This is a genomic window from Arthrobacter sp. 10T44, assembly GCF_056393885.1.
Genome location: NZ_JBFTGT010000005.1, coordinates 156,599 through 182,043, shown reverse-complemented (window position 1 = coordinate 182,043; position 25,445 = coordinate 156,599). Strand labels below are relative to the sequence as shown.

General features: G+C 67.3%; 26 protein-coding genes. 21 read left to right on the top strand and 5 right to left on the bottom strand.

Going from position 1 to position 25,445, the window contains the following annotated elements:
• Positions 1-86 precede the first annotated feature (86 nt).
• From AC1DBL_RS11175 to AC1DBL_RS11135, 9 genes are all read left to right on the top strand, one after another.
• Positions 87-1,037 (top strand): ABC transporter ATP-binding protein, encoded by a 951-nt coding sequence (locus AC1DBL_RS11175; protein ID WP_476926113.1) that lies wholly within the window; start codon positions 87-89, stop codon positions 1,035-1,037.
• Positions 1,030-1,896 (top strand): ABC transporter permease, encoded by an 867-nt coding sequence (locus AC1DBL_RS11170; protein ID WP_441418526.1) that lies wholly within the window; start codon positions 1,030-1,032, stop codon positions 1,894-1,896. Before AC1DBL_RS11175 ends, AC1DBL_RS11170 begins: the two co-directional genes overlap by 8 nt.
• A complete protein-coding gene (locus AC1DBL_RS11165; RefSeq protein ID WP_476893272.1) occupies positions 1,893-2,753 on the top strand; it encodes an ABC transporter permease in 861 nt (286 codons plus the stop codon). The genes AC1DBL_RS11170 and AC1DBL_RS11165 overlap by 4 nt, the downstream gene beginning before the upstream one ends.
• Before the next feature lie 40 nt (positions 2,754-2,793).
• Entirely contained in the window at positions 2,794-3,150 is a 357-nt protein-coding gene (locus AC1DBL_RS11160) for a VOC family protein (RefSeq protein ID WP_476926112.1), read from the top strand.
• Between the two features lie 87 nt (positions 3,151-3,237).
• Positions 3,238-3,810, top strand: a complete 573-nt coding sequence (locus AC1DBL_RS11155) for a hypothetical protein (RefSeq protein ID WP_441418523.1) — start codon at positions 3,238-3,240, stop codon at positions 3,808-3,810.
• 10 nt (positions 3,811-3,820) lie between these two features.
• Positions 3,821-4,654: an exodeoxyribonuclease III gene (locus tag AC1DBL_RS11150; RefSeq protein ID WP_441418522.1), complete on the top strand. Its 834-nt coding sequence runs from the start codon at positions 3,821-3,823 to the stop codon at positions 4,652-4,654.
• Positions 4,655-4,670: 16 nt separating this feature from the next.
• On the top strand, positions 4,671-5,792 hold the full coding sequence (trpS, locus tag AC1DBL_RS11145) for a tryptophan--tRNA ligase (RefSeq protein ID WP_476926111.1): 1,122 nt from the start codon (positions 4,671-4,673) through the stop codon (positions 5,790-5,792).
• Between the two features lie 4 nt (positions 5,793-5,796).
• Positions 5,797-6,474 (top strand): 2'-5' RNA ligase family protein, encoded by a 678-nt coding sequence (locus tag AC1DBL_RS11140; RefSeq protein WP_441418520.1) that lies wholly within the window; start codon positions 5,797-5,799, stop codon positions 6,472-6,474.
• Entirely contained in the window at positions 6,419-7,582 is a 1,164-nt protein-coding gene (locus AC1DBL_RS11135) for a YihY/virulence factor BrkB family protein (protein ID WP_476926110.1), read from the top strand. Before AC1DBL_RS11140 ends, AC1DBL_RS11135 begins: the two co-directional genes overlap by 56 nt.
• On the opposite strand, the gene AC1DBL_RS11130 is transcribed toward AC1DBL_RS11135, so the two are convergent.
• From AC1DBL_RS11130 to sdhC, 5 genes are all read right to left on the bottom strand, one after another.
• Positions 7,539-8,309 (bottom strand): alpha/beta hydrolase family protein, encoded by a 771-nt coding sequence (locus AC1DBL_RS11130; protein WP_476893268.1) that lies wholly within the window; start codon positions 8,307-8,309, stop codon positions 7,539-7,541. The two genes, AC1DBL_RS11135 and AC1DBL_RS11130, sit on opposite strands and share 44 nt — an antisense overlap.
• A 92-nt stretch (positions 8,310-8,401) precedes the next feature.
• Positions 8,402-9,184 carry a succinate dehydrogenase iron-sulfur subunit gene (locus tag AC1DBL_RS11125; protein WP_138770016.1) on the bottom strand — a complete coding sequence of 261 codons (783 nt, stop codon included), beginning with the start codon at positions 9,182-9,184 and terminating at the stop codon, positions 8,402-8,404.
• Position 9,185: 1 nt separating this feature from the next.
• Positions 9,186-10,985 (bottom strand): succinate dehydrogenase flavoprotein subunit, encoded by a 1,800-nt coding sequence (gene sdhA / locus AC1DBL_RS11120; protein ID WP_476917642.1) that lies wholly within the window; start codon positions 10,983-10,985, stop codon positions 9,186-9,188.
• Between the two features lie 123 nt (positions 10,986-11,108).
• Positions 11,109-11,573, bottom strand: a complete 465-nt coding sequence (locus tag AC1DBL_RS11115; protein WP_175323591.1) for a succinate dehydrogenase hydrophobic membrane anchor subunit — start codon at positions 11,571-11,573, stop codon at positions 11,109-11,111.
• A 3-nt stretch (positions 11,574-11,576) separates the two neighbouring features.
• Positions 11,577-11,957, bottom strand: coding sequence for a succinate dehydrogenase, cytochrome b556 subunit (sdhC, locus tag AC1DBL_RS11110; protein ID WP_082575171.1), 381 nt, complete (start codon positions 11,955-11,957; stop codon positions 11,577-11,579).
• A 269-nt stretch (positions 11,958-12,226) separates the two neighbouring features.
• Here sdhC and AC1DBL_RS11105 point away from each other — a divergent pair, with 269 nt between their 5' ends.
• The 12 genes from AC1DBL_RS11105 (at position 12,227) to AC1DBL_RS11050 (ending at position 25,425) form a co-directional block, all read left to right on the top strand.
• Positions 12,227-13,384: a mannose-1-phosphate guanylyltransferase gene (locus AC1DBL_RS11105; protein ID WP_441418516.1), complete on the top strand. Its 1,158-nt coding sequence runs from the start codon at positions 12,227-12,229 to the stop codon at positions 13,382-13,384.
• An 84-nt stretch (positions 13,385-13,468) separates the two neighbouring features.
• Positions 13,469-14,668 (top strand): amidohydrolase, encoded by a 1,200-nt coding sequence (locus AC1DBL_RS11100; protein ID WP_476926109.1) that lies wholly within the window; start codon positions 13,469-13,471, stop codon positions 14,666-14,668.
• A 302-nt stretch (positions 14,669-14,970) separates the two neighbouring features.
• Positions 14,971-15,363, top strand: coding sequence for a MarR family winged helix-turn-helix transcriptional regulator (locus AC1DBL_RS11095; RefSeq protein WP_476909391.1), 393 nt, complete (start codon positions 14,971-14,973; stop codon positions 15,361-15,363).
• 76 nt (positions 15,364-15,439) lie between these two features.
• Positions 15,440-15,871 (top strand): organic hydroperoxide resistance protein, encoded by a 432-nt coding sequence (locus AC1DBL_RS11090; protein WP_441418514.1) that lies wholly within the window; start codon positions 15,440-15,442, stop codon positions 15,869-15,871.
• Complete coding sequence (locus tag AC1DBL_RS11085) at positions 15,868-16,893, top strand: NADP-dependent oxidoreductase (RefSeq protein ID WP_476926108.1); 1,026 nt, start codon at positions 15,868-15,870, stop codon at positions 16,891-16,893. The genes AC1DBL_RS11090 and AC1DBL_RS11085 overlap by 4 nt, the downstream gene beginning before the upstream one ends.
• A gap of 306 nt (positions 16,894-17,199) precedes the next feature.
• On the top strand, positions 17,200-18,309 hold the full coding sequence (locus tag AC1DBL_RS11080; RefSeq protein ID WP_441418512.1) for a BMP family lipoprotein: 1,110 nt from the start codon (positions 17,200-17,202) through the stop codon (positions 18,307-18,309).
• Positions 18,310-18,479: 170 nt separating this feature from the next.
• Positions 18,480-20,093, top strand: coding sequence for an ABC transporter ATP-binding protein (locus AC1DBL_RS11075; protein WP_476926107.1), 1,614 nt, complete (start codon positions 18,480-18,482; stop codon positions 20,091-20,093).
• Positions 20,086-21,510 (top strand): ABC transporter permease, encoded by a 1,425-nt coding sequence (locus AC1DBL_RS11070; protein WP_476926106.1) that lies wholly within the window; start codon positions 20,086-20,088, stop codon positions 21,508-21,510. The genes AC1DBL_RS11075 and AC1DBL_RS11070 overlap by 8 nt, the downstream gene beginning before the upstream one ends.
• The gene (locus AC1DBL_RS11065; protein ID WP_476926105.1) at positions 21,507-22,847 is read left to right on the top strand and encodes an ABC transporter permease; all 1,341 of its coding nucleotides are present in this window, start codon (positions 21,507-21,509) and stop codon (positions 22,845-22,847) included. The genes AC1DBL_RS11070 and AC1DBL_RS11065 overlap by 4 nt, the downstream gene beginning before the upstream one ends.
• 2 nt (positions 22,848-22,849) lie before the next feature.
• Entirely contained in the window at positions 22,850-23,293 is a 444-nt protein-coding gene (locus AC1DBL_RS11060) for a cytidine deaminase (RefSeq protein WP_476926104.1), read from the top strand.
• The gene (locus AC1DBL_RS11055) at positions 23,290-24,624 is read left to right on the top strand and encodes a thymidine phosphorylase (RefSeq protein WP_476893265.1); all 1,335 of its coding nucleotides are present in this window, start codon (positions 23,290-23,292) and stop codon (positions 24,622-24,624) included. The genes AC1DBL_RS11060 and AC1DBL_RS11055 overlap by 4 nt, the downstream gene beginning before the upstream one ends.
• 150 nt (positions 24,625-24,774) lie before the next feature.
• Positions 24,775-25,425, top strand: coding sequence for a DedA family protein (locus AC1DBL_RS11050; RefSeq protein WP_476893264.1), 651 nt, complete (start codon positions 24,775-24,777; stop codon positions 25,423-25,425).
• Positions 25,426-25,445: the final 20 nt, after the last annotated feature.

The following is a 25,445-nucleotide window of genomic DNA, read 5'->3' as shown; positions in this document are numbered from 1 at the left end:
AATATTTTACGAAGAGACTCTTTCATAGTTTGCCGGGATCGACTACCGTGTTTCGGGTGTCTGAACTTGTCTCGAAAGAATCCCCTGTGAGCAGCCCCGAAGGATCCGGCTCTCCCCGGTACGTCATTACCGCCGAAAACCTCACCAAGAAGTACGGTGACATCACCGCCGTCGACGGCATCTCCTTCCGCGTGCCCGCCGGCGAAGCCTTCGGACTGCTCGGGCCCAACGGCGCCGGCAAGTCCACCACCATGAAGATGATCGGCGGCGTTTCGCAGCGCACCTCCGGCAGCCTCAGCATCATGGGCCTGGACCCGGAGCAGCACGGCCCCGAAGTCCGTGCCCACCTCGGCGTGGTGCCGCAGCAGGACAACCTGGATGAGGAACTGAAGGTCCGGGACAATCTGCTGGTCTACGGCCGCTACTTCGGCCTGCCGATGAGCTACCTCAAACCCAAGGCGGACGAGCTGCTTGAGTTCGCGCAGCTGACGGACAAGGCCAAGTCCAAGGTCGACGCGCTCTCCGGCGGCATGAAGCGCCGCCTCACGATCGCCCGTTCCCTGATCAACGAACCGCGGATCCTGCTCCTGGACGAGCCCACCACCGGGCTTGACCCGCAGGCCCGGCACATCCTCTGGGACCGGCTGTTCCGGCTCAAGGAACAGGGCGTCACCCTGATCCTCACCACCCACTACATGGACGAGGCCGAGCAGCTCTGCGACCGCCTGATCGTGGTGGACAAGGGCAAAATCATGGCCGAAGGGTCCCCGGCGAGCCTGATCCGCGAATACTCCACCCGCGAAGTCCTGGAGCTGCGCTTCGGCTCCGAGCGCAACGCCACGGTCGGCTCCGAGCTCGAAGGCATCGGCGAACGGATCGAGACCCTGCCGGACCGCGTGCTCATTTACGCCCACGACGGCGAGGCCGCCCTGGAGCAGGTGTCCGCCCGGGGACTGCACCCGGTCACCTCGCTGGTCCGCCGTTCCTCGCTGGAAGACGTCTTCCTGCGCCTGACCGGCCGGAGCCTCGTTGACTAATTCAATTAACGCCGCGGCGGGGACGACGGCACCGCCCGCCCTGCGCGCTCATTCGCCGGCCGTCTCGGCAGCCCGCGCCCGCCGCTGGGGCGCCTTCTACTACGCCGAGCAGGTCCTGCGGGTCATGAAGGGCTACGGCTGGACCATCGTCATGTACGGCGTCGGCCAGCCGGTGGCCTACCTCTTCGCCATGGGCGTGGGCCTGGCCACGCTGGTGGACACGAACTCCACGGCGGCCTTCGGCGGCGTCAGCTACCTGGCCTTCATCGCCCCCGCCCTGCTAATCTCCGCCGCCGTGATGACCGCCGCTAACGAGTTCACCTTCCCGGTGTTGGACGGCTTCAAATGGCGCCGGGTCTACTACGGTCCGCACGCCTCGCCGCTGACCCCGGAGCAGATCGCGGCCGGGCAGATCATTGCCGTCACGGTGCGGTTCGTGCTGCAGTCCGCCATCTACTTCGGCGTCGTCGCACTCTTCGGTGCGTCCCCGGGCGCCTGGGGCTGGGTCTCGATCCTGGTGGCCACGCTGGCCGGGCTGTCCTTCGGTCTGCCGCTGATGGCCTACGCGGCCACCATCAAGAACGACAGGGGCCAGTTCGCCATGGTCATGCGCTTCATTGTGATGCCGCTGTTCCTTTTCTCCGGGACCTTCTTCCCGCTGGACACCCTGCCCCTGGCGGTCCGCTGGATCGGCTGGATCTCGCCGATCTGGCACGGCACCGAACTGGGCCGCGTCTTCAGCTACGGCTATCAGGAAGCGCCACTGCTCACCGTGGTCCACGTCGTCTTCCTGCTCGGCCTCGCCGTTCTCGGCTGGGTCCTGACCCGGCGCCAGTTCGCCAAAAGGATGGCATCATGAGCGTGCTCGCCGGACACCGCGATCCGGGAAACCAGGCGGGCGGCCAGAGCGTCACCGACGCCGCCCGCAACCGCCGCTTCGGGCCGCTTTACTCGCGCAACGTGCGCGCCGTCGTCGCCCGCGGGCTGATGGCCACCAAGAGCAGCAACTGGATGGTCATGGTCTCCGGATTCTTCGAACCGGTGCTGTACCTGATCTCGATGGGCGTGGGGCTGGGCGCGATCGTCGGCGCGGTGCAGGGTCCCGGCGGGCAGCAGATCTCGTACGCGGCCTACATCGCCCCGGCCCTGCTGGCGGTCTCGGCGATGAACGGCGCCGTCTACGACTCCACCTGGAACGTCTTCTTCAAGATGAACTTCGCGAAGCTGTACCAGGGCATGCTCTACACCTCCCTGGGACCGATCGACGTCGCGATGGGCGAAATTTTCCTCGCCCTGCTCCGCGGACTCATGTACGCCACCGGCTTCACCGCCGTGATGGGCGTGATGGGCCTGATCACCACGCCGTGGGCCATCCTGATGATCCCGGCGTCGGTGCTGATCGCGTTCGGTTTCGCGAGCTTCGGCATGGGCATCACCAGCTTCATGAAGACCTTCCAGCAGATGGACTGGATCAACTTCGTGATGCTGCCGATGTTCCTCTTCAGCGCCACCTTCTACCCGTTGAGCGTGTACCCGCAGTGGATCCAGTGGCTGATCCAGGCTATGCCGCTGTGGCACGGGGTGGAGCTGCTGCGCCAGATCAGCGTCGGCGTGTTCACCCCCGCCACCGCGGTGCACATCGGCTACTACCTCGCCATGATCGTGCTCGGCGTGGCGTTGACCACCGGCCGGCTCCGCAAACTGTTCCTGAAGTGACACAACCGGTCGTCACAGGCCCGGCGCAAAGGAGAACCCCATGATCGGCAAATGGCACGCCCTCGTCATCGACTGCGAGCAGCCGGACACAGCCGCGACCTTCTACCAGCAGCTGCTCGGCATGGTCCGGGTGGACGAGGATGCGGACTGGATCACGATCGGCGACGCGGCCGACCGCCCCGCGCTCGCTTTCCAGCGGGTCGAGCGGCTGGTCCGGCCGCAGTGGCCGGACGCGGACCACCCGCAGCAGATGCACGTGGACGTGATGGTGGGGGACCTCGACGCCGCGGAGGACGAGGTGCTGAAGCTCGGCGCCACGAACCTGTTCGCCGGCGGAGAGTCCTTCCGGGTCTACTCGGACCCCAGCGGGCACCCGTTTTGCCTGGTGCTGTCCTGACGGCGAAGTGACGGCGTAGTTCCCCCGCGCCGTTCGCCCGGGGTGGAAGCGGAACCCCGGGTCCGGCCGGTTTGCGATAATAGGCACATGCGATCTCTGGACAACCCTTCTGCCAAGCCGTCCGCGTTCAACGCGGCCACCGGAAAATTCTCGATGTTCCGCATCGGCGGTCTCGGGATGACGGTCTTCATCATCGCGTTCCTGGTGGCCGTCATCTTCGCGGCGAACCAGAACGACGTCGTGGGCTGGGTTGTCGCGGTCATCGCCGCCTTTTGGCTCGCTCTGGCATCGTTCGTGGTGTTCAGCATCCAGCGGGCTGCCAAGAAAGCCGGCGCCAAGCTGAACGAGGCGCAGAACGCGTTCAACTCCGCGGTGGGCCGGGCGCCGTCGTCCGGCAGCGCCGACCACGGCGGCACCCGCCTTGTCGGCGACCGCCGCGGAGCGGACGAGGTCCGCGACATGAAGCTGGACCACTCCTTCAAGATTGTCCAGGTGCAGGTCCGCGTGGTGGAGCAGGAACAGGCCAAGGGCGGCGCCGCAGACCAGGACACCATCCGCCGGGCGCTGGAAACCATCGAGATCACGGCCACCAATGCACGGGACATGATCAAGTCCGCGGACGGCACCGACCAGCCGGTCCACGGAACCATCATCGACTAGAGTGGAACGGGTGAGCTCGGCATTGAAGAAGGACCACCTTCGCATCGCATCGGTTAACGTCAACGGCCTCCGCGCCGCCTACAAAAAAGGCATGGCGGAATGGCTGGCGCCGCGTGAGGTCGATATCCTCTGCCTCCAGGAAGTGCGCGCGCCTGATGCGATCGTCCACGAGCTCCTCGGCGAGGGCTGGCACATCCTGCACGCCGAGGCCGAGGCCAAAGGCCGGGCCGGCGTCGCCATTGCCTCCCGCACCGAGCCCGTCGCCACCCGTTCCGGCATCGGCGACGACTACTTCGCGACGGCCGGCCGCTGGGTGGAAGCCGACTACATTGTCCGAGACGCCGCGGGTCAGGCCTCTCAGCTGACCGTGGCCAGCGCCTACGTGCACTCCGGCGAGGCCGGCACCCCGAAGCAGGATGACAAGTTCCGTTTCCTGGACGTGATGGCAAACCGGCTGCCGGAGCTGGCCAAGCACAGCGACCATGCCCTGGTGGTGGGCGACCTCAACGTCGGCCACACCGAGCTGGACATCAAGAACTGGAAGGGCAACGTCAAACGTGCCGGCTTCCTGCCCGAGGAGCGTGCCTACTTCGACCGCTTCTTCGGCGAGGAAATCGGCTGGAAGGATGTTCACAGGGGCCTGGCGGGTAGCGTCGACGGCCCCTACACTTGGTGGTCGCAGAGGGGACAGGCCTTCGACAACGACACCGGCTGGCGCATTGATTACCACATGGCCACGCCCGCTCTCGCCGCCGCGGCGGTGTCAGCAGTTGTTGACCGGGCGCCGTCCTGGGACACACGCTTCTCCGACCACGCCCCGCTGGTAGTGGACTACCGGCTCTAGTCTTAAGGTTCCTCCCATGACCTCTCCTTCAAACGCGTCGACTCTGGCCGGCGTCGACGCCGGCGTCGCACTGGACGCTGTCGTCTCACCCGCCGGACAGGCTCCGGCGGTTCCCGGTGCCAGGCACCGCATTCTCTCCGGCATGCAGCCCTCCGCCGACTCGCTGCACCTCGGCAACTACCTCGGGGCCCTCGTCAACTGGGTGAGGATGCAGGACGAATACGACGCCGTCTTCTTCATCCCGGACCTGCACGCCATCACGGTGCCGCAGGATCCTGCCGAGCTGGCCCACCGCACCCGCGTCACCGCCGCGCAGTACATTGCCGGCGGCGTCGACGTGGACAAGTGCACGCTCTTCGTCCAGTCCCAGGTCCCGGAACACGCCCAGCTGGCCTGGGTGCTCAACTGCATCACCGGCTTCGGCGAGGCCTCCCGGATGACCCAGTTCAAGGACAAGGCCCTGAAACAGGGCTCGGACCAGGCCAGCGTCGGACTCTTCACCTACCCGATCCTGCAGGCCGCGGACATCCTGCTCTACCAGCCGCACGGCGTGCCGGTGGGGGAGGACCAGCGCCAGCACGTGGAGCTGAGCCGCGACCTCGCGCAGCGCTTCAACTCCCGCTTCGGTGAGACCTTCACGGTGCCCCAGCCCTTCATCCAGAAGGAGTCGGCCAAGATCTACGACCTGCAGCACCCGACGGCGAAGATGTCGAAGTCCGCGGAGTCGCCGGCCGGCCTGATCAACCTGCTGGACGACCCCAAGGTGATCGCCAAGCGGATCAAATCCGCCGTGACGGACGCGGAAACCGAAATCCGCTTCGACCGCGAGAACAAGCCCGGCGTCTCCAACCTGCTGACGATCTACTCGGCCATCAGCGGGCAGAGCGTGGAGCAACTCGTCGCCGCTTATGAGGGCAAGATGTACGGCCACCTCAAGGTGGACCTCGCCGAGGTGGTCACGGAACACCTGAGCCCGATCCGGGACCGGGCGAACCAGCTGCTGGACGATCCTGCGGAGCTGGACCGGCTGCTCGCCCTGGGCGCGGACAAAGCCCGGGAGATCGCCTCGGTCACCCTCCGGGACGTCTACGCCAAGGTCGGCTTCCTGCCCTACGCCGGAGCACGGGGAGTCCACTAGCGCAATGTCCTCTGCCAGCAAAGTCACCGCCAACGACACCGGGCGCGCCGTCCACCACAGCGCACGCAAGGGTTCAGGCGCCGCACCCCACCAAAGTGCGGCGGCCGGCAACGGACAGACCCCGGATGAGGGCATCAGCATCGGCGTCATCCTCGGTTTCCCGCGGGAGATCGCCGAGGAACTGCAGCGTTGGCGGGCCTCCTTCGGGGACCCGATGGCCGCGTCCATACCGGCGCACATCACCCTGGTCACCACCACCATGACGCAGGACTGGGAAGCAACCCGCAACCACGTCCGCGAGGTGGCGCGGGGGCAAGAGCCGTTCACCGTGACGATCGCCGGCACCGGGTCCTTCCGCCCGGTATCGCCGGTGGTCTACCTGAACGTCGAGGCCGGTTTCGGCGAGTGCGTCAGGCTGCACCAGCAGCTCCAGACCGGGCCGCTGGAGCGCGAACTGCCGTTTGCCTACCACCCGCACGTCACCGTGGCCCACGACGTGGCCCCGGAAAGCCTCGACGAGGCCGAGACGGCGCTGAAGAATTACAGGGCCAGCTTCCCGGTGGCTAGCATGGGACTTTACGAGCACGACGACAACGGCATCTGGCAGCTACGGGAAGAGCTTGACTTTGGCACCGAACCTGACGACCACCGAGGCGCGGCCGGCGCAACAGGCGCCCGCTGAACCTCCGCTTCCCACCGACCTCGCCCAGCTGAGGCTGGAAGTCATCCGGAAAAGGGTGGACTGGGGCAAGGCTCGGCGCTCCGCCGGCGGAGGCCTGGCCGCGCCGCTGGCCATGGTCCAGTGGCTGCTCGCCCGGCTCAACGTGTTCCGGCCGATGCGGGCCTTCCGGCATTACAACCTGCAGCACGGCCCGCTGATGAGCGCCGGCATCGGCTTCAACATGTTCTTCTCCATCACCGGCCTGCTGGCCACCGGCTTTTCGATCGCCGGGCTGTTGCTGCGCGGCCAGCCGGCGCTGCTGGACAAGGTCGTCGGCAGCGTCGCCACCAGTGCCCCCGGACTGCTCAAGGTCGGCGGCCGGGAGGGGCTGGTGGACCCGCAGGAGCTGCTGAACCCCAGCGGCCTCGGCTGGACGGCGGCGATCGCCGCCGTCGTCACCGTGGTGACCTCGCTGGGCTGGATTGCCGGCCTGCGTGACGGCCTGCGCGGCGTGCTGCGGCTTCCCCCGCTCAAGGTCAACCCGGTCCTGTTGAAACTGCGCGACACCGGCACCCTGCTGCTGCTCGGCGTCGCCCTGGTGATCAGCGCCGGTGCCTCGCTCGTGTTCGGCACCGCCGCCGGCTGGGTGGCCGAACAGCTCCACCTGGACCCGCTGGTGGCCGGCCCGCTGACCACGTCCATCAAGATCGCGGTGCCGCTGGTTCTGGGCTGGGTGACCGCGCTGATCATGTTCCGGCTCGCCGGCGGGCTCAAACTGCAGCGCCGGGCCCTGCTGGAAGGCACCATCCTGGCCGCGGTGGGCACCAGCGTCCTCCAGATCTTCAGCGCCGAACTCCTCGCCAGCGCCGGCAGGAACCCTATCCTCGCGCCCTTCGCCATCATCATCGGTCTGCTCATCTGGTTCAACCTGGTCAGCCAGGTCTACCTCGTCTCGGCCGCGTGGTCAGCGATCCGCGAAGAGGACGTCACAACCGCCCCGTCCGCCAGGACTGCCGGCTGGGGTGCGCGCCAGGTCCAGCCCGGGAAGACGCCGGCCGAGCAGCGGGAGCGACGCCGCCCGGCGGCTAGCTTCCGGCGTCGAGGTACTGATCGGCCCACGCCGAAATAATCCTGGCGGCGCGGGCTGCCTGGCCCTTGCCGGTGAGCAGGTGGTCGGAGCCCTCGAGCGAGACGAAGCTGCGCGGGTGCCGCGCGGTCTGGAAGATGCTGCTGGCATTGTCGATGCCCACCGTGTTGTCGGTGGGGGAGTGCAGCACCATCAGGGGCTTGTGCAGCCGCCGAATGCAATCGGTCAGGTCCGCGTTTTCCAGGTCCTCGACGAAATGCCGGCGGATCTCCACCCGCTTGCCGCCGAGGTCCACCTCGGCGCTGCCCTCGCTCAGGATGCGGTCCAGCGCGGCGTCAAAGACATGCGCGACGTGCTTGGGCGAGAACGGTGCGCCTACCGTGGCGACGGCGTCGAGTTCCGGGATGCTCCCGGCGGCCGCCAGCACCGCGGCCCCGCCGAACGAGTGACCCACGAGCAGCGAGACGGCGCGGCCGGAGTCGCGCATGAACTCGGCCGCCCGGACGGTGTCCGCCACCTTATGGCTGAAGGACCCCTCGGACCAGAGCCCCGCGGACTCGCCCAGGCCGAGATTGTCGAAGCGGAGCATGCCCACCCCGTTGTCCGCCAGCGCCTTGCACATCCGTGAGGCCGAGGGGCTGTCCTTGCCCAGCGTGAAGCCGTGGGAGAACACGCCCCAGCCTTTTACCGGACCCTCGGGGAGGTCGATGACCCCGGAGAGCAGCTCGCCGGTGGAACCTTCGAAGGACACTTTTTCGGAGCGGGACACGGGGGCCCTTTCATTTAGGGGGCTTACGACGGCGGCGCCCCCACCGGAGGGTGGGAGGCGCCGTCGTCGTTGGAGCTGGTGGCAGGCGTGCGCTAGATCTTGCGGGCCAGGATGGCCTGCTTGACCTCGGCGATTGCCTGCGTGACCTGGATGCCGCGCGGGCAGGCCTCGGTGCAGTTGAAGGTGGTGCGGCAGCGCCACACGCCTTCCTTGTCGTTGAGGATCTCCAGGCGCATGTCGCCGGCGTCATCACGGGAATCGAAGATGAAGCGGTGCGCGTTGACGATCGCGGCCGGGCCGAAGTACTGTCCGTCGGTCCAGAACACCGGGCAGGACGAGGTGCACGCGGCGCACAGGATGCACTTGGTGGTGTCGTCGAACCGTTCGCGGTCCTCGGCGGACTGCAGGCGTTCCTTGGTCGGCTCGTGGCCGCGGTTGATCAGGAAGGGCATGACTTCGCGGAAGGACTGGAAGAACGGCTCCATGTCCACGATCAGGTCCTTTTCCACCGGCAGGCCCTTGATCGGCTCGACCGTGATGGGCTTGGAGGTGTCCAGGTCCTTGAGCAGGGTCTTGCAGGCGAGGCGGTTGCGGCCGTTGATGCGCATGGCATCGGAACCGCAGACGCCGTGGGCGCAGGACCGGCGGAAGGAGACGCTGCCGTCGATCTCCCACTTGACCTTGTGCAGGGCGTCCAGGACACGGTCCGTGCCGTACATGGTGACGTGGAAGTCGTCCCAGGTGGACTCGTCGGAGACCTCCGGGTTGTAGCGGCGCACCCGCAGGTGGACGTCGAAGGACGGGATGTCCCCGCCGCCGCCGACGCCGGCGGGCAGTTCGATCTTGGAGGCTGGCTCAGCGAGTTCAGCGGTCATCTTAGTACTTCCTCACCATCGGCTCGTAGCGCGTAAAGACCACCGGTTTGGTGGCAAGCCGGATGCCGGCAATCGACTCGGCGGAACCGTCCGCCGGTGCGTGGTCATCCTTGTACGCCATGGAGTGCTTCATGAATTTTTCGTCGTCGCGCTCGGGGAAGTCCTCGCGGAAGTGTCCGCCGCGGGATTCCTCGCGGTGCAGGGCCGCCACGGTCATGACCTTGGCGAGCTCCAGCAGGAAGCCCAGTTCCACGGCCTCGAGCAGGTCCAGGTTGAAGCGCTTGCCCTTGTCCTGGACGCTGATGCGCTGGTACCGCTCCTCGAAGGACGCGATGTCCTTCAGGACCTGGTTGAGCGTCTCGGCGGTGCGGAACACCTGCATGTTGGCGTCCATGGTGTCCTGCAGTTCCTTGCGGATCTGGGCCACCTTCTCGGTGCCGTCAGAGGTGCGGACGTGCTCCAGCAGGTTCAGCGTGTAGGCCTCGGGATCCGCGGGCAGTTCCACGAAGTCCGCGGTCTTGGCGTATTCGGCGGCGGCGATGCCCGCGCGCTTGCCGAAGACGTTGATGTCCAGCAGCGAGTTGGTGCCCAGTCGGTTGGAACCGTGCACCGAGACGCAGGCAACCTCGCCCGCCGCGTAGAGGCCCGGGACGACGGTGTCGTTGTCCTGCAGGACCTCGGCGCTGATGTTGGTGGGGATGCCGCCCATGGCGTAGTGCGCCGTCGGGAAGACCGGAACCGGCTCCGTGTACGGCTCCACACCCAGGTAGGTGCGGGCAAACTCGGTGATGTCCGGGAGCTTGGCGTCGATGTGCGCCGGCTCGAGGTGCGTCAGGTCAAGCAGGACGTAGTCCTTGTTCGGTCCGCAGCCGCGGCCTTCACGGACTTCGTTGGCCATGGAGCGGGCCACGATGTCGCGCGGGGCGAGGTCCTTGATGGTGGGTGCATAGCGCTCCATGAAGCGCTCACCCTCGGAGTTGCGCAGGATCGCGCCTTCGCCGCGGGCGGCCTCGGAGAGCAGGATGCCCAGGCCGGCCAGGCCGGTCGGGTGGAACTGGAAGAACTCCATGTCCTCCAGCGGGATGCCGCGGCGGAACGCGATGCCCATGCCGTCACCGGTGAGGGTGTGGGCGTTGGAGGTGGTCTTGAAGACCTTGCCGGCGCCGCCGGAGGCGAACACCACGGACTTGGCCTGGAAGACGTGCAGTTCGCCGGAGGCGAGGTCGTAGGACACGACGCCGGCAACGCGCTTCTGCTTGTACGCCGTGCCGTCCTCGCGGACTGCGTCTTCCTCGACGGTGAGCAGGTCGAGGACGTAGTACTCGTTGTAGAACTCGACGTTGTGCTTGACGCAGTTTTGGTACAGCGTCTGCAGGATCATGTGGCCGGTGCGGTCCGCGGCGTAGCAGGCACGGCGGACCGGAGCCTTGCCGTGGTCGCGGGTGTGGCCGCCGAAGCGGCGCTGGTCGATCCGGCCCTCGGGCGTGCGGTTGAACGGCAGGCCCATCTTCTCAAGGTCCAGGACGGCGTCGATCGCTTCCTTCGCCATGACCTCGGCGGCGTCCTGGTCCACCAGGTAGTCGCCGCCCTTGATGGTGTCGAAGGTGTGCCACTCCCAGTTGTCTTCCTCGACGTTGGCCAGGGCTGCACACATGCCGCCCTGAGCCGCGCCGGTGTGGGAGCGCGTGGGGTAAAGCTTGGTCAGTACTGCTGTTCGCGCACGCTGACCGGATTCGATCGCGGCGCGCATGCCAGCGCCACCGGCACCGACAATGACGACGTCGTACTTATGGACCTGCATACCAGATGCTCTTTCTCTCAAAATTCGCTGTAAAACACCGCCGGCGGAGCCTGCGCAGTGAAGTCTCGTGATCCCTGTGTCCCGCGCGGGCAGGCAAGGATCAGCGCCCGGAGGCCCGGGCCGCTACGGAGCGGGGCAGAACCCGCCGGGCAGCTGCACGCCGTCGACCACTGGGCACGGGTTGAAGGTGAAGATCACCAGCGTGCCGAGGATGATGATGGCTGCGGCCGCGGCGTAGAGCACGATCTTCAGCCAGAGACGCGTCGCGTCCTTTTCGGCGTAGTCGTTGATGATGGTGCGCACGCCGTTGGTGCCGTGCAGCATGGCGAGCCACAGCATGGCCAGGTCCCAGACCTGCCAGAACGGGTCGGCCCACTTGCCGGCCACGAAGCCGAAGTCGATCGCGTGGATGCCTTCGCCCACCAGCAGGTTGACGGTCAGGTGGCCGAAGATGAGGACCACGAGGACGACGCCGGAAAGCCGCATGAAGAGCCATGCCAGCATTTCGAAGTTGCCCTTGGACGAACCGCTGCGGCGGTACTGCGGCGCAATCTTGCCGCTGCGCGGACTCTGAATGGTTGCACTCATGGCTTAGTGACCTCCGAGGGCGAGGGACAGGTGGCGGATGGAGAAGCCGACCATGACGACGACCCAGAGGGCCAGGACCGTCCACAGCATCTGGCGCTGGTACTTCGCGCCCTTCTTCCAGAAGTCGACGGCGATGATCCGCAGGCCGTTGAAGGCGTGGAATACGATCGCTGCGACGAGGCCCGTTTCACCCAGGGCCATAAGGGGGTTCTTGTAGGCACCGATCACGGCGGTGTAGGCCTCGGGGGACACACGCACCAATGAGGTGTCCAGCACGTGGACCAACAAGAAGAAAAAGATCACTACACCGGTAACGCGGTGTCCAACCCAGGACCACATGCCTTCACGGCCGCGGTACAAGGTGCCAGCTGGTTTTGTCGGCACTGAATAAACCTCCCTGCAACACAGCGGCGCTGGCATGGGATCCACGCGGGGGGAACGCCTGCTGCGAGAGCACTCGTAAGCTCAAGCCTAAATCTAGGCTTCGCCCTCAGCTTATTCAATTCAGCGGATCGATGGTGACGGCGCCCGGCGCGGTTTTTGACCGCTTTTGAGACGAACGCCACATTCGCTTGCGCCGCCGTCGACTCCGTTTGCGTGCGTTGCGTGCCAACTCCGGGGTGTGCGGGCGGCGTTCCGCTAAAGTAGCCGTGATGACTACAGACAATATGGCCAGCCATGACTCACCCCAGGACGCTGCGGCGGACTCCCCGCTGCGGCGTTTCATCGCGGTGATTCCGGCAGGCGGTGTGGGGACCCGGCTCTGGCCGCTGTCCCGGGCCGCCGCCCCCAAATTCCTGCACGATCTCACCGGATCCGGCAGCACGTTGCTGCGCGCCACCTACGACCGGCTGGAACCCCTCGCCGGCAGCCGCGTGCTGGTCGTCACCGGAACGGCGCACCGCGAGGCCGTGTGCCGCCAACTGCCCGAGGTGCGCGAGGCGGACCTGGTGCTGGAGAGCGAGCCCAAGGACTCGGGTGCGGCCATCGGCCTCGCCGCGGCGATCCTGTTCGAGCGCGATCCGGAAACGATCATGGGTTCCTTCGCCGCGGATCAGGTCATCAGCCCCGACGCACTGTTCCAGGACGCGGTCCGTGAGGCCATCCACACGGCGGCCGCCGGCAAGATCGTCACCATTGGCATCAAGCCCACGCACCCGTCCACCGGCTTTGGCTACATCCGCGCCGGCGACAAGTTGAGTGTGCCCGGCGCCCCGAGCGCCCACACAGTCGTCGAATTCGTCGAGAAGCCCAGCGAGGAAGTCGCCCAGCAGTACGTGGACAGCGGCGAGTACGTCTGGAACGCGGGCATGTTCGTCGCGCCGGTCTCGCTCATGCTCAAGCACCTGGAGGCCAACCAGCCGGAACTCTTCGCGGGCCTGCAGGAGATTGCCAAGGCCTGGGACACCCCGCTGCGCGACGAGGTCACCTCCCGCGTCTGGCCAACCCTGCCCAAGATCGCCATCGACTACGCGGTCGCCGAGCCCGCCGCGGCAGCCGGGGACGTCGCCGTCGTGCCCGGCACCTTCCGCTGGGACGACGTCGGGGACTTCGCCTCCGTGGGCCGGCTCAACAGTGCCAAGGAAGTCGACGACGTCACCGTGATCGGCGAGGGTGCCCGGGTCTTCACCGAGAACTCGAGCGGCGTGGTGGTCTCCGACACCAAGCGTGTGATCGCCCTGATCGGCATCGAGGATGTGGTGATCGTGGACACCCCCGATGCCCTGCTCGTGATGACGAAGGCGCATTCGCAGCGGGTCAAGGCCGCCGTGGACGCGCTCAAGGCCAGCGGCGACACGGACGTCCTCTAGTCTTCTTCAGCTAAGCGGGACTGTACTGCCGTAACCGTCCGACTGCGATGCCGCTATTTTTCTGACTCTCGCTAGAGTGATTGTGTGCGCAATTACACTACTGAAGCTGAGCCAACCACCCTGGTGGGGCCGTGGCTGGAGCCACTCCTGCCGGAGCTGATCGCCTTCCGCCGCGACCTGCATGCGCACCCCGAGCTGTCCTTCAAGGAGTTCCGCACCACGGATAAGCTGGCCAAGCGGCTTGAGGCAGCCGGCCTGACCCCGCGCCGGCTCGAGGGTACCGGGCTGACCGTGGATGTCGGCGAGGGCCCCATCGCCACCGCGCTCCGCGGCGACATTGACGCCCTGCCCATCATCGAGGAGACCGGACTGCCGTTCGCGTCCAAGAACCACGGCCTGACGCACGCCTGCGGCCACGACGTCCACACCACCACGATGCTGGGCATCGCCCTGATCCTGCAGCGGATGCACGACTCCTCGCCGCTGGGCGGCACGGTGCGGATCATCTTCCAGCCGGCCGAGGAGACTATGCCCGGCGGGGCGCACGCGTGCATCGAACAAGGTGTGTTGGAGGGGGTGCCGCGGATCCTGGCGCTGCACTGCGACCCCCGGATCGAGGTCGGCAAGATCGGCACCCGGATCGGCGCCATCACCTCGGCGTCGGACACCATCAAGATTGAACTGAGCGGCCGAGGCGGCCACACCTCGCGCCCGCACCTGACCGAGGAACTCGTCTTCGCCCTCGCGCAGATCGCCATCAACGTCCCGGCCGTGCTCTCCCGGCGCGTCGACGTCCGCAGCGGGGTGTCCGTGGTCTGGGGACACATCTCGGCTGGCTCCGCACCGAACGCCATCCCGGCGAGCGGCTACATGGCCGGCACCATGCGCTGCCTGGACCGGGATGCCTGGCACAGCGCGGGGGAGATCCTCGACGAGGTGGTGCAGCAGATCGCGGCGCCCTACGGCGTCGACGTGCACCTGGAGCACACCCGCGGCGTGCCGCCCGTGGTGAACTCCGAACACGAGACCGCGCTGATCGAGGCTTCGGCCCGGGCCGAAATCGGCGAGAGCTCCGTGGTGCTGACGCCGCAGTCGATGGGCGGCGAGGACTTCGCCTGGTTCCTCGCGGACCTGCCCGGCGCGATGATGCGGCTGGGCACGAAAACCCCCGGCGGCGAGGAGTACGACCTGCACCGCGGCGACTACATCCTGGACGAACGCGCCCTGGGCCTCGGCATCCGGGTGCTCACGGCGGCGGCCCTCCGCACCCTCCGCGACCTCTAGGGCAGGCGCCAGCCGACGCTCCGGAGCCGCACCTTCGCCTGCTCAAGGGCGGGCGTGCCCGCGGAAATTCCCCACCTTTCCCTTCGCGGGGGCCGGGACGCGCCAGCGCTGCCTGCGGACACGCCGTCGGCGCCCCTTGAAGGTGGGGAAATCCGGCGGGCGGCTGCACCGGTAAATGCGTTGTGCGCAACTCAGTTGTGCGCAACTTAGTTGTGCGCTAGGGTTTTTAGGTGAGCAAAACTGATTCCCCTGCGTCCGCCGGGACCGACGCCCCCCGCCTGGACAGGCAGGTGTGCTTCGCCATGTACTCGGCTTCGCGGGCCGCTACCGCCGTCTACCGGCCCATACTCGAGGAACTCGGACTGACGTACCCGCAGTACCTCGTGATGATGGTGCTCTGGGAGGACCAGCCCCGCAGCGTCCGCGAGCTGGGCGAGGAACTCGGGCTGGACTCCGGAACCCTCTCGCCGCTGCTCAAGCGCCTCGAGTCCCTGGGATACGTGGAACGACGGCGGTCCGCGGCGGACGAACGGCGCGTCGAGGTCTTCCTCACTGAGTCCGGCGCCGCCCTCAGCGCCCGTGCCACCGGAATTCCGCAGCGGCTCGCCGATGCCGCCGGACTCTCCGCTAACGAGCTCGACCAGCTCCGCGAGACCCTGGGCCGGCTCACCGCCGCGCTGCAGTCCGGCCGCTGACCTGCCCCGCCAATTGCGGGCTGCGGCCGCGCGGCAACCCCGCAAGCTTCCCTTCCCCCAACAGATTGGAATCCCCATGAAGACCCTCTATACGGCCGAAGCATTGGCCTCCGGCGAAGGCCGCGACGGCAACGCGCAGACGTCCGACGGCAAACTCAATGTCACCCTGGCCAGCCCGGTTGAGCTCGGCGGCAACGGCGAAGGCACCAACCCCGAGCAGCTCTTCGCCGCCGGGTACGCCGCCTGCTTCCACTCTGCCCTGCGCCTGGTGGGCCGCCAGCAGAAGGCGGACCTGACCGACTCCGCCGTCGCCGCGAAGATCCACCTCGGCGCCCTCGACGGCGGCTCCGGCTATGGCATCGCCGCCGAACTCGAGATCGCGCTGCCGGCCGTGGACCGCGAAACCGCCGAAGCGCTCGTCGCCAAGGCCCACGAGGTCTGCCCCTACTCCAACGCCACCCGTGGCAACATTACCGTAGACATCACCATCCTGGAGGTCGCCGCATGAGCACCGAGAACAGCACCCTTCCCACCACCACCCGAGAGATCCAGCTGGCCTCCCGCCCGCACGGCCGCCCCGTGCCGGAGAACTTCCGGCTGGCCGAATCCCCGCTGCCGGAGCTCCAGGACGGCCAGGTCCTGGTCCGCAACCTGTTCATCTCCGTGGACCCCTACATGCGCGGCCGGATGAACGACGTGAAGTCCTACTCCGCGCCGTTCGCCCTGGACGCCGCCATGGAGGGCGGCGCCGTCGGCGAGGTCATCGCCTCCCGCTCGGCCGACCGCGCGGTTGGGGACACTGTGGTGCACAGCCTCGGCTGGCGTGAGTACGCCGTCCTGGACGCCGCCGCGACGACGCCGGCCCGTACCGACCTGGCCCCGGCGTCGGCCTTCCTGGGTGCCCTCGGCATGACCGGCCTGACCGCCTACGCCGGACTGCTCAAGGTCGCCGAGTTCAAGCCGGGCGAGGCCGTCTTCGTCTCCGGCGCAGCCGGCGCCGTCGGCTCGCTGGTGGGGCAGATTGCCAAGGCCATGGGCGCCTCCCGGGTGATCGGCAGCGCCGGCACCCCGGAGAAGGTGGCCCGCCTGCTGGAGCTCGGCTTCGACGCCGCCTTCAACTACCATGACGGCCCGGTCCGGGACCTGCTGAAGGAGGCCGCGGGGGAGAAGGGCATCGACGTCTACTTCGACAACGTCGGCGGCGAGCACCTCGAGGCCGCGCTGTCCGTGCTCAACGTCGGCGGCCGCGTCGCCATGTGCGGCGCCATCTCTCAGTACAACTCCACCGAGCCGACGCCGGCCCCGCGGAACCTCATGCTGGCCATCGGCAAGCAGCTGACCCTCAAGGGCTTCCTGGTGGGCGGTTACTGGCAGTACATGGGCGAGTTCGTCGAGAAGCTCTCCGGCTGGCTGGCCGACGGCACCGTCCGTTACGACGAGACCGTGGTGGACGGGCTGGAGAACGCACCGCAGGCCTTCATGGACCTGCTGGAGGGCGCCAACACCGGCAAGATGCTGGTCCGCCTCTAAGCTAACTCCGCCTCCAGCGCAGGCGCGAACGTTGCCCCTGGGGCCCCGATTTCCACGATTTCGGGGCCTCACGCGTACGGTCGCGCGGGAACGGCGCAGCGCTTGGTAACAAGTTCTCAACAATCTGTGAAATGGCTGTGAAGTGTGTTACTCGACGTGTTCCATGACACTAAAGTAACTTGCATCAGTGCGCCTCGGCGCAGTGCTGCGAATCCGTCAGTGACAACAGTGTTTCGGGGGAAAACCGGAAGCAGACACTCATTGAACTCCCGTCGTAGCGCCTATCTCTTTCTTCCTGGAGGAACTTTGACGAACTCACTGCGCGCAACTTTCAAGCGCGGTTCAATGGCCGGCGTCGCCACCGCAGGTGCGGCCGCTTTGCTGCTCACCGGTTGCGGGGCTGCCCCGACCGCCAGCAGCACCGCCAGCGCAAGCGCCAGCAACTACACCGGCTGCATCGTGTCCGACTCCGGCGGATTCGACGACCAGTCGTTCAACCAGTCCTCCTACGAGGGCCTGAAGAAGACCGAGAAGGATCTCGGCATCAAGGTCAACCAGGTTGAGTCGAAGACCAACAACGACTTCGAGCCGAACCTGCGCGCCATGGTCACTGCCGGCTGCAACCTGACCATCACGGTCGGCTTCCTGCTCGGCGACGCCACCAAGGCCCAGGCCACGGCGAACCCGGACAAGCACTTCGCGATCATCGACTTCGGCTACGACAAGCCGATCGCCAACGTCAAGCCGATCATCTATGACACGGCCCAGGCTGCTTTCCTGGCCGGCTACCTCGCCGCGGGCACCACCAAGACCGGTACCGTCGCGACCTTCGGCGGCATCAAGATCCCCACCGTCACCATCTTCATGGACGGCTACGCCGACGGCGTGAAGTACTACAACGAGAAGAAGGGCAAGAACGTCAAGGTTCTTGGCTGGGACAAGGCCAAGCAGGACGGCTCCTTCACCGGCGACTTCGAGAAGCAGGACAAGGGCAAGCAGTTCACCCAGAACTTCCTGGACCAGGGTGCGGACATTGTCATGCCCGTCGCCGGTCCGGTCGGCAAGGGTGCAGGCGCAGCGCTGAAGGAAGCCAAGGCAGCAGGCAAGGACGTCAAGCTCATCTGGGTTGACTCCGACGGCTTCCTGACCGCCCCGGATTACAAGGACATCATGCTCTCCTCCGTGATGAAGCAGATGGGCGAGGCCGTTGAGACCGTCGTGAAGGAAGACACGGAAGGCAAGTTCACCAACACGCCTTACGTCGGCACCCTCGCGAACGACGGCGTCCAGCTGGCTCCGTTCCACGACCTGGACTCCCAGGTTCCGGCCGAACTGAAGTCCGAGCTGGACCAGATCAAGAAGGACATCGCCGACGGCAAGCTGAAGGTTGAGTCCGCAGCCAGCCCGAAGGCGTAACTTCCGCCGCTAAGCGCCACGGCCCGGACGGTCCCAGACCGCACGGGCTGTGGCGCTTTTCGTTGCGGCTACTCTTGGCCGCAGCGCTGGCGGCAGGCACTAGGCTGGTTCTGCAGCCCCATCACCCCGTCCGGTCGTGACCCGGACACACTTCGAGATTGGTCAGAGTTTTGAAACTTGAACTCAAGGGGATCACCAAACGCTTCGGCTCCCTGGTAGCCAACGACCACATTGACGTGGTCGTTGAACCCGGGCAGATCCACTGTCTGCTCGGCGAGAACGGCGCCGGCAAGTCCACGCTGATGAACGTCCTCTACGGGCTCTACGAACCCACCGAGGGCGAAATCGTCATCGACGACAAACCCGTCAGCTTCCGCGGCCCGGGGGACGCGATGGCGGCAGGCATCGGCATGGTGCACCAACACTTCATGCTGGTCCCGGTCTTCACGGTCGCCGAAAACGTGGCCCTCGGGGCGGAAACCACCAAGGCTGGCGGCTTCCTCAATCTCGATGACACCCGCCGGAAGATCCAGGAGATCTCCGACCGGTACGGCTTCGACGTCGACCCCGACGCCCTGATCGAGGACCTGCCGGTCGGCGTCCAGCAGCGCGTGGAGATCATCAAGGCCCTGGTCCGCGACGCCAAGGTGCTCATCCTCGACGAGCCCACCGCCGTACTGACCCCGCAGGACACCGACGAGCTGCTGGACATCATGCGCCAGCTCAAGAGCCACGGCACCTCGATCGTCTTCATCTCGCACAAGCTGCGCGAGGTCAAGGCCGTCTCGGACACCATCACGGTGATCCGGCGCGGCAAGGTCGTCGGCACGGCCAGCCCCACGGCCTCGACGACGGAACTCGCCTCCATGATGGTGGGCCGGGCAGTCAACCTGACCCTGGACAAGGCCCCGGCCCGGCCGCAGGAGACCACGTTCCAGGTCAAGGACCTCACCGTGATCGCACCGAGCGGCCAGCACGTCGTGGACGGGATCAGCTTCGACATTGCCCGCGGCGAGATCCTGGCCGTCGCCGGCGTGCAGGGCAACGGGCAGACCGAGCTGACCGAGGCGATCCTCGGCCTGCAGGACCGGGTCCACGGCTCCATCCTGCTCGACGGCGAGGAGTTGGTGGGCCGCAGCGTCAAGGACGTGCTGAAGGCCGGCGTCGGCTTCGTGCCCGAGGACCGCTCGGTGGACGGTCTGATCGGAACGTTCTCGATCGCCGAGAACCTGATCCTGGACCGCTACGACCAGGAACCGTTCGCGAAGGGCATCAGCATGAGCCCGGCGAAGGTGCTGGAAAACGCGAAGACCCGGATCGACGAGTTCGACGTGCGCACCCCGTCCGGCTCGCTCGCCGCGGGCACCCTGTCCGGCGGCAACCAGCAGAAGGTGGTCATGGCTCGCGAGCTGTCGCGCCCGCTGCGCCTCTTTATCGCGTCCCAGCCGACCCGCGGCGTCGACGTCGGCTCCATCGAGTTCCTGCACAAGCGGATCGTGGCGGAGCGCGACCACGGCACCCCCGTGATGATCGTCTCCACCGAACTCGACGAAGTGATCGAGCTGGCGGACCGGATCGCCGTGCTTTACAAGGGCAGGCTGGTGGGCATCGTCCCGGCCGGCACCGGACGTGACGTCCTGGGCCTCATGATGGCCGGCCTGTCGCCCGACGAGGCCCACGCCGACAGCACCAAGACCCCGGCAACCGCAGCCGCCGCCCCGGCCGCCGCCGCCCAGCCCGCACAGGAGTCCACCTCCGGCGCCGTAGGAGAGCACCATGACTGAAACCAACCGGCCACGCCACGCGGCTGAATCCGATCCGGCGAAAACCGCGGGAACCGCAGCCCAGCCAACCGCGACGCCGAACACCCCCGACGTCGACACCACCGAAACCACGGACGCCACGGACGCCACCACCGCCACCTCGCTGGACACCGCCGGCGGGGCGATGCGCCCCTCGGCCGTCCCGGTCTCGGGCCAGAGCGGCATCGTCCCCGGCGGCCCCGACTCGCTCATGCGCAAAATCTTCACCGGAAGCGGCATGGTCTCCGTGCTGGCCGTGCTGCTCGCGCTGATCCTCGGCGGCCTGCTGATCGCCAGCACGGACAAGGCCGTCAGCGCGAGCGCCGGCTACCTCTTCGCCCGGCCCAGCGACTTCTTCTCCGCCGTCTGGTCCGCCGCCACCCGCTCCTACGTGGCGCTCTTCCAAGGCTCCGTGTTCAACCCCCGCGGCACCGGCGCGGCCGGGCAGTTCGCCCCGCTGATGGAAACCCTCACCATCGCCACCCCGCTGATCACCGCCGGCCTCGGCGTCGCCCTGGCCTTCCGCGCCGGACTCTTCAACATCGGTGCGCAGGGCCAGATCATCATGGCCGGCATCCTCGCCTCGTGGGTCGGCTTCGCCCTGCACCTGCCGATGGGCCTGCACCTGCTGCTGGTCCTCGTGGCCGGCGTCGTCGGCGGCGCCCTCTGGGCCGGCCTGGTCGGCTTCCTCAAGGCCCGCACCGGCGCCCACGAGGTGATCCTGACGATCATGTTCAACTACATCGCGCTGTACTTCCTGCGCTACCTGCTCAACACCCCCGCGTTCCAGCGGCCGGGCGAGACCAACCCGATTTCCCCCATCCTGGACCCCAGCGCCGTCTACCCGCAGATCCTGGGCACCCAGTACCGGCTGCACTTGGGCTTCCTCCTGGCCATCGCGGCGACCGTCTTCGTCTGGTGGGTGCTGAACCGCTCCACGATCGGCTTCGAATTCCGGGCCGTCGGAGCCAACCCGAAGGCCGCCCTGACCGCCGGCATCAACGTTCCGCGCGCCACCATCCTGGTGATGGCGATCGCGGGCGCCCTGGCCGGCATGTCCGGCGTCGCCCAGGTGGCCGGCACCGAAAAGGTCCTCACCGACGGCGTCGCGGCCACCTACGGCTTTGACGCCATCACGGTTGCGCTGCTGGGACGCTCGACGCCGTGGGGCACCTTCGCCGCGGGCCTGCTCTTCGGCGCCTTCCGCGCCGGCGCCGTCCAGATGCAGATCCAGACCGGAACCCCGATCGACATTGTGCTGGTGGTCCAGTCGCTGATCGTGCTCTTCATCGCCGCCCCGCCGCTGGTGCGCGCGGTGTTCGGCCTGAACCCGCGCAAGAAGAAGGCCGTCAAGGCCAACAAATCCAAGACGGCAGCAACCACCGGAGTAGCAGCATGAGCACAACAGCAACGTCGCCCCAGCCGGGGAAGCCGCAGCCTGCACCCCTGGACGGGGAAGCTCCCGCGGCCAAGCACCACCACACGGCCGTGACCGCCAAGCCCGTGACCTGGAAGCTCCCGGTCACCCTGCTGGTGCTGGCCATCGTGGCGTTCATCTTCTTCGGACTGATGGGGCCGCACCAGACCGCCAAGTTCGGAATCTCCACCGGGAGCGACTTCTTCCAGCTGCCGGCACTGGAGGTTCAGGCCTTCCTCGGCGGCATCGTTCTCTCGGTGATCATGCTGGCGCTGGCCGGCTATGCCGTGTTCCTCAAGACCCGGAACCGCAAGGTCCCGGCCTGGGTCACGATCGCCTTCATTGCGCTGTTTGTCGCCGCGTTCCTGATCTGGGTGGTCGGCGGAGCCCGCACCACCAGCATTTCCCTCGCCGGGCTGATCGCAGGGTCCGTGACCCTGGCCGTGCCGCTGGTGTTCGGCTCCCTGTCCGGTGTGCTCTGCGAACGCGTCGGCGTCGTGAACATCGCCATTGAAGGCCAGCTCCTGGGCGGCGCCTTCACAGCCGCGATCATCGCCACGCTGACGCACAACCCCTTCCTGGGCCTGCTCGCTGCGGCCATTGCCGGGGCCCTCGTGTCCATGATCCTGGCCCTGTTCAGCATCAAGTACGTGGTCAACCAGATCATCGTCGGCGTCGTGCTCAACGTCCTCGTCTCCGGCGTCACCGGCTTCCTGTTCAGCACGGTCATGCAGGCGGACAAGGACAAGTTCAACTCTCCCGCGCACTTGGACCCGATCACCATCCCGGTCCTGGGCGACATCCCGCTGATCGGCCCGATCCTGTTCAAACAGTCCCTGATCGGCTACCTCATGTACATCGCCGTGATCGTGGTCTGGGTCGGGCTGTTCAAGACCAAGTGGGGCCTGCGCGTCCGCGCCGTCGGCGAACACCCGCAGGCAGCCGACACCATGGGCATCAAGGTCAACGCCACCCGCTTCTGGAACGTCACCCTCGGCGGCGCCATCGCCGGCATCGGCGGTTCCTTCTTCACCCTCGTGGCGATCGACAGCTTCACCAAGGAAATCTCCGGCGGACGCGGCTTCATCGCCCTGGCCGCACTGATCTTCGGCCGTTGGAACCCGATCGGCGCCTTCTTCGCGGCGCTGCTGTTCGGCTTCGCCGACAACCTGCAAAGCATCGTGACGATCATCGGCACCCCGGTTCCGAGCCAGTTCATGGCGATGCTGCCGTACCTCGTGACGGTGCTCGCCGTGGCCGGGCTCGTCGGACGCTCCCGGCCGCCGGCGGCCAGCGGCATCCCGTACGTGAAGGGCTGACCATGGCTGATCACATTAGCGGGAACGGCAACCCGGCAGCGGTCCCGGCCGCCGGCGTGGACTGGGCAGCCCTCGAGGCCGCCGCGGTCGCGGCGATGAAGAACGCCTATGCGCCGTATTCGAAGTTCGCGGTGGGGGCAGCGGCCCTCACCGCGGACGGCCGGATCGTCAGCGGCTGCAACGTCGAAAACGCCAGCTACGGGCTCACGCTGTGCGCCGAGTGCGCGCTGGTCGGCAGCCTGCACATGACCGGCGGCGGCCTGCTGCGCGCCTTCTACTGCGTGGACGCGGACGGCAACGTGCTGATGCCGTGCGGGCGCTGCCGGCAGCTGCTCTACGAATTCCGGGCCCCGGACATGGAACTCATGACCACACAGGGCATCAAGACGATGGACCAGGTGCTTCCCGACGCATTTGGCCCCCAACACCTGGAGGAAACCCGGTGACACAGACCACCAGCACCACTGCCAGCGGCACTGAAGCCTTCGACGCCGTCGACATCATCCGCATCAAGCGCGACAAGGGCGTGCTCAGCGCCGCCCAGATCGACTGGACGATCGACGCCTACACGCGCGGTGCCATCGCCGATGAGCAGATGGCCGCGCTGAACATGGCCATCCTGCTCAACGGAATGGACCGCGCGGAGATTTCCCGCTGGACCGCGGCGATGATCGCCTCCGGCGAGCGGATGGACTTCTCCAGCCTGCGCCGGCCCGACGGCGGCGTGAAAGCCACCTCTGACAAGCACTCCACCGGCGGGGTGGGGGACAAGATCACCCTTCCGCTGGCACCCCTCGTGGCCGTGTTCGGCGTCGCCGTTCCGCAGCTCTCCGGCCGCGGCCTCGGCCACACCGGCGGCACCCTGGACAAGCTCGAGTCCATCCCCGGCTGGCGCGCGGCGTTGAGCAACGAGGAGATGCTGGCCCAGCTGCAGGACGTGGGGGCCGTCATCTGCGCCGCCGGCGCCGGCCTGGCCCCGGCGGACAAGAAGCTCTACGCCCTGCGTGACGTCACCGGCACGGTCGAGGCCATCCCGCTGATCGCCTCCTCGATCATGAGCAAGAAGATCGCCGAAGGCACCGGATCGCTGGTCCTGGACGTCAAGGTGGGCAGCGGCGCGTTCATGAAGGACGAGGCGCGTGCCCGCGAGCTGGCCGAGACCATGGTGGCGCTGGGCAAGGACGCCGGGGTCAACACGGTGGCGCTGCTGACCAACATGAACACGCCCCTGGGCCTCACCGCGGGCAACGCGATCGAGGTCGAGGAATCCGTGGAGGTCCTCGCCGGCGGAGGCCCCGAAGACGTCGTCGAACTCACCGTCCGGCTGGCCGAGGAGATGCTGGCCTGCGCCGGCGTCCACGATGCCGATCCGCGCGCCGCGCTTCGGGACGGCCGCGCCATGGACGTCTGGAACCGGATGATCGAGGCCCAGGGTGGCGATCCGCGCGCCAAACTGCCGGTGGCCAAGGAATCCGAGACCATCTACGCGCCGGCCGACGGCGTGCTGGTGGAACTCGACGCCATGGCCGTTGGCGTCGCAGCCTGGCGCCTCGGCGCCGGCCGCGCCCGCAAGGAGGACCAGGTCCAGGCCGGCGCCGGGGTGCGGATGCACGCCAAGCCGGGCGCCACGGTCCGCGCCGGCGAGCCGCTGATGACCCTGCTGACGGACACCCCGGAGAAGTTCGAACGTGCCAAGGAAGCGCTCGAGCACGCCGCCGTGATCGCCCCCGAGGGCTCCCGCCCGGCCCAGCAACTCATCATCGACCGCATCGCCTGAGGCTCCGGCTGCCGCCTTGCCCTATCACTCCTGGTCCCCAACCCCGGGGGTTGGCAGCCCCAAGTGATAGGGCAACGGCGCCGGGTCCGGCAGTACACTGGCACCACAGTATTCCGGGAGAAACCGGGCACCGCCGTGCGTTAGGAAACCGTGCAGGCAATCAACGACTTCATCCTGGCCGCCGCAGGCCAACCCTGGGTCCTGTTCCTCGTGTTCGCGTGCTGCCTGATCGACGGGTTCTTTCCCCCGGTTCCCAGCGAATCGGTGGTGGTGGGCCTGGCCGCCGTCGCCGCGGCGGCCGAGGTGCCCAACCCGCTTCTGCTGGTGGCCGTGGCAGCCGCCGGGGCGTTCTCCGGGGACAACATCGCCTACCTCATCGGGCGGGCCACCGGGACCGGACGCTGGGCGTGGATGCGCGGATACCGGGCGCAGCGGGCCTTCCTCTGGGCCGGCGGCGAGCTCCGGAAGCGGCCCGCGTCGCTGATCATGGTCGCCCGGTTTGTCCCGATCGGCCGGGTGGCCGTCAACCTGACCGCCGGCGCCACCAACTATGCGCAATCCCGTTTTGTCGCCCTGACGGTGCTTTCCGCGATGCTGTGGTCCGGCTATTCGGTGGGAATCGGCCTTTTCTTCGGGCAATGGTTCGAAGACAACCACCTGCTCGGCGCCACCATCGCGATCATCTGCGCGATCATCCTCGGCATCGCCGTCGACCTCACCCTGAGCAGGCTTCGCGGCCGTGCGCCGGGGGAGCTGGTCCCGGACGACCCGGACCGGCCCGCGCCGCCGGCCGACGGCTAGGACCGTGCCGGGAACGCCCG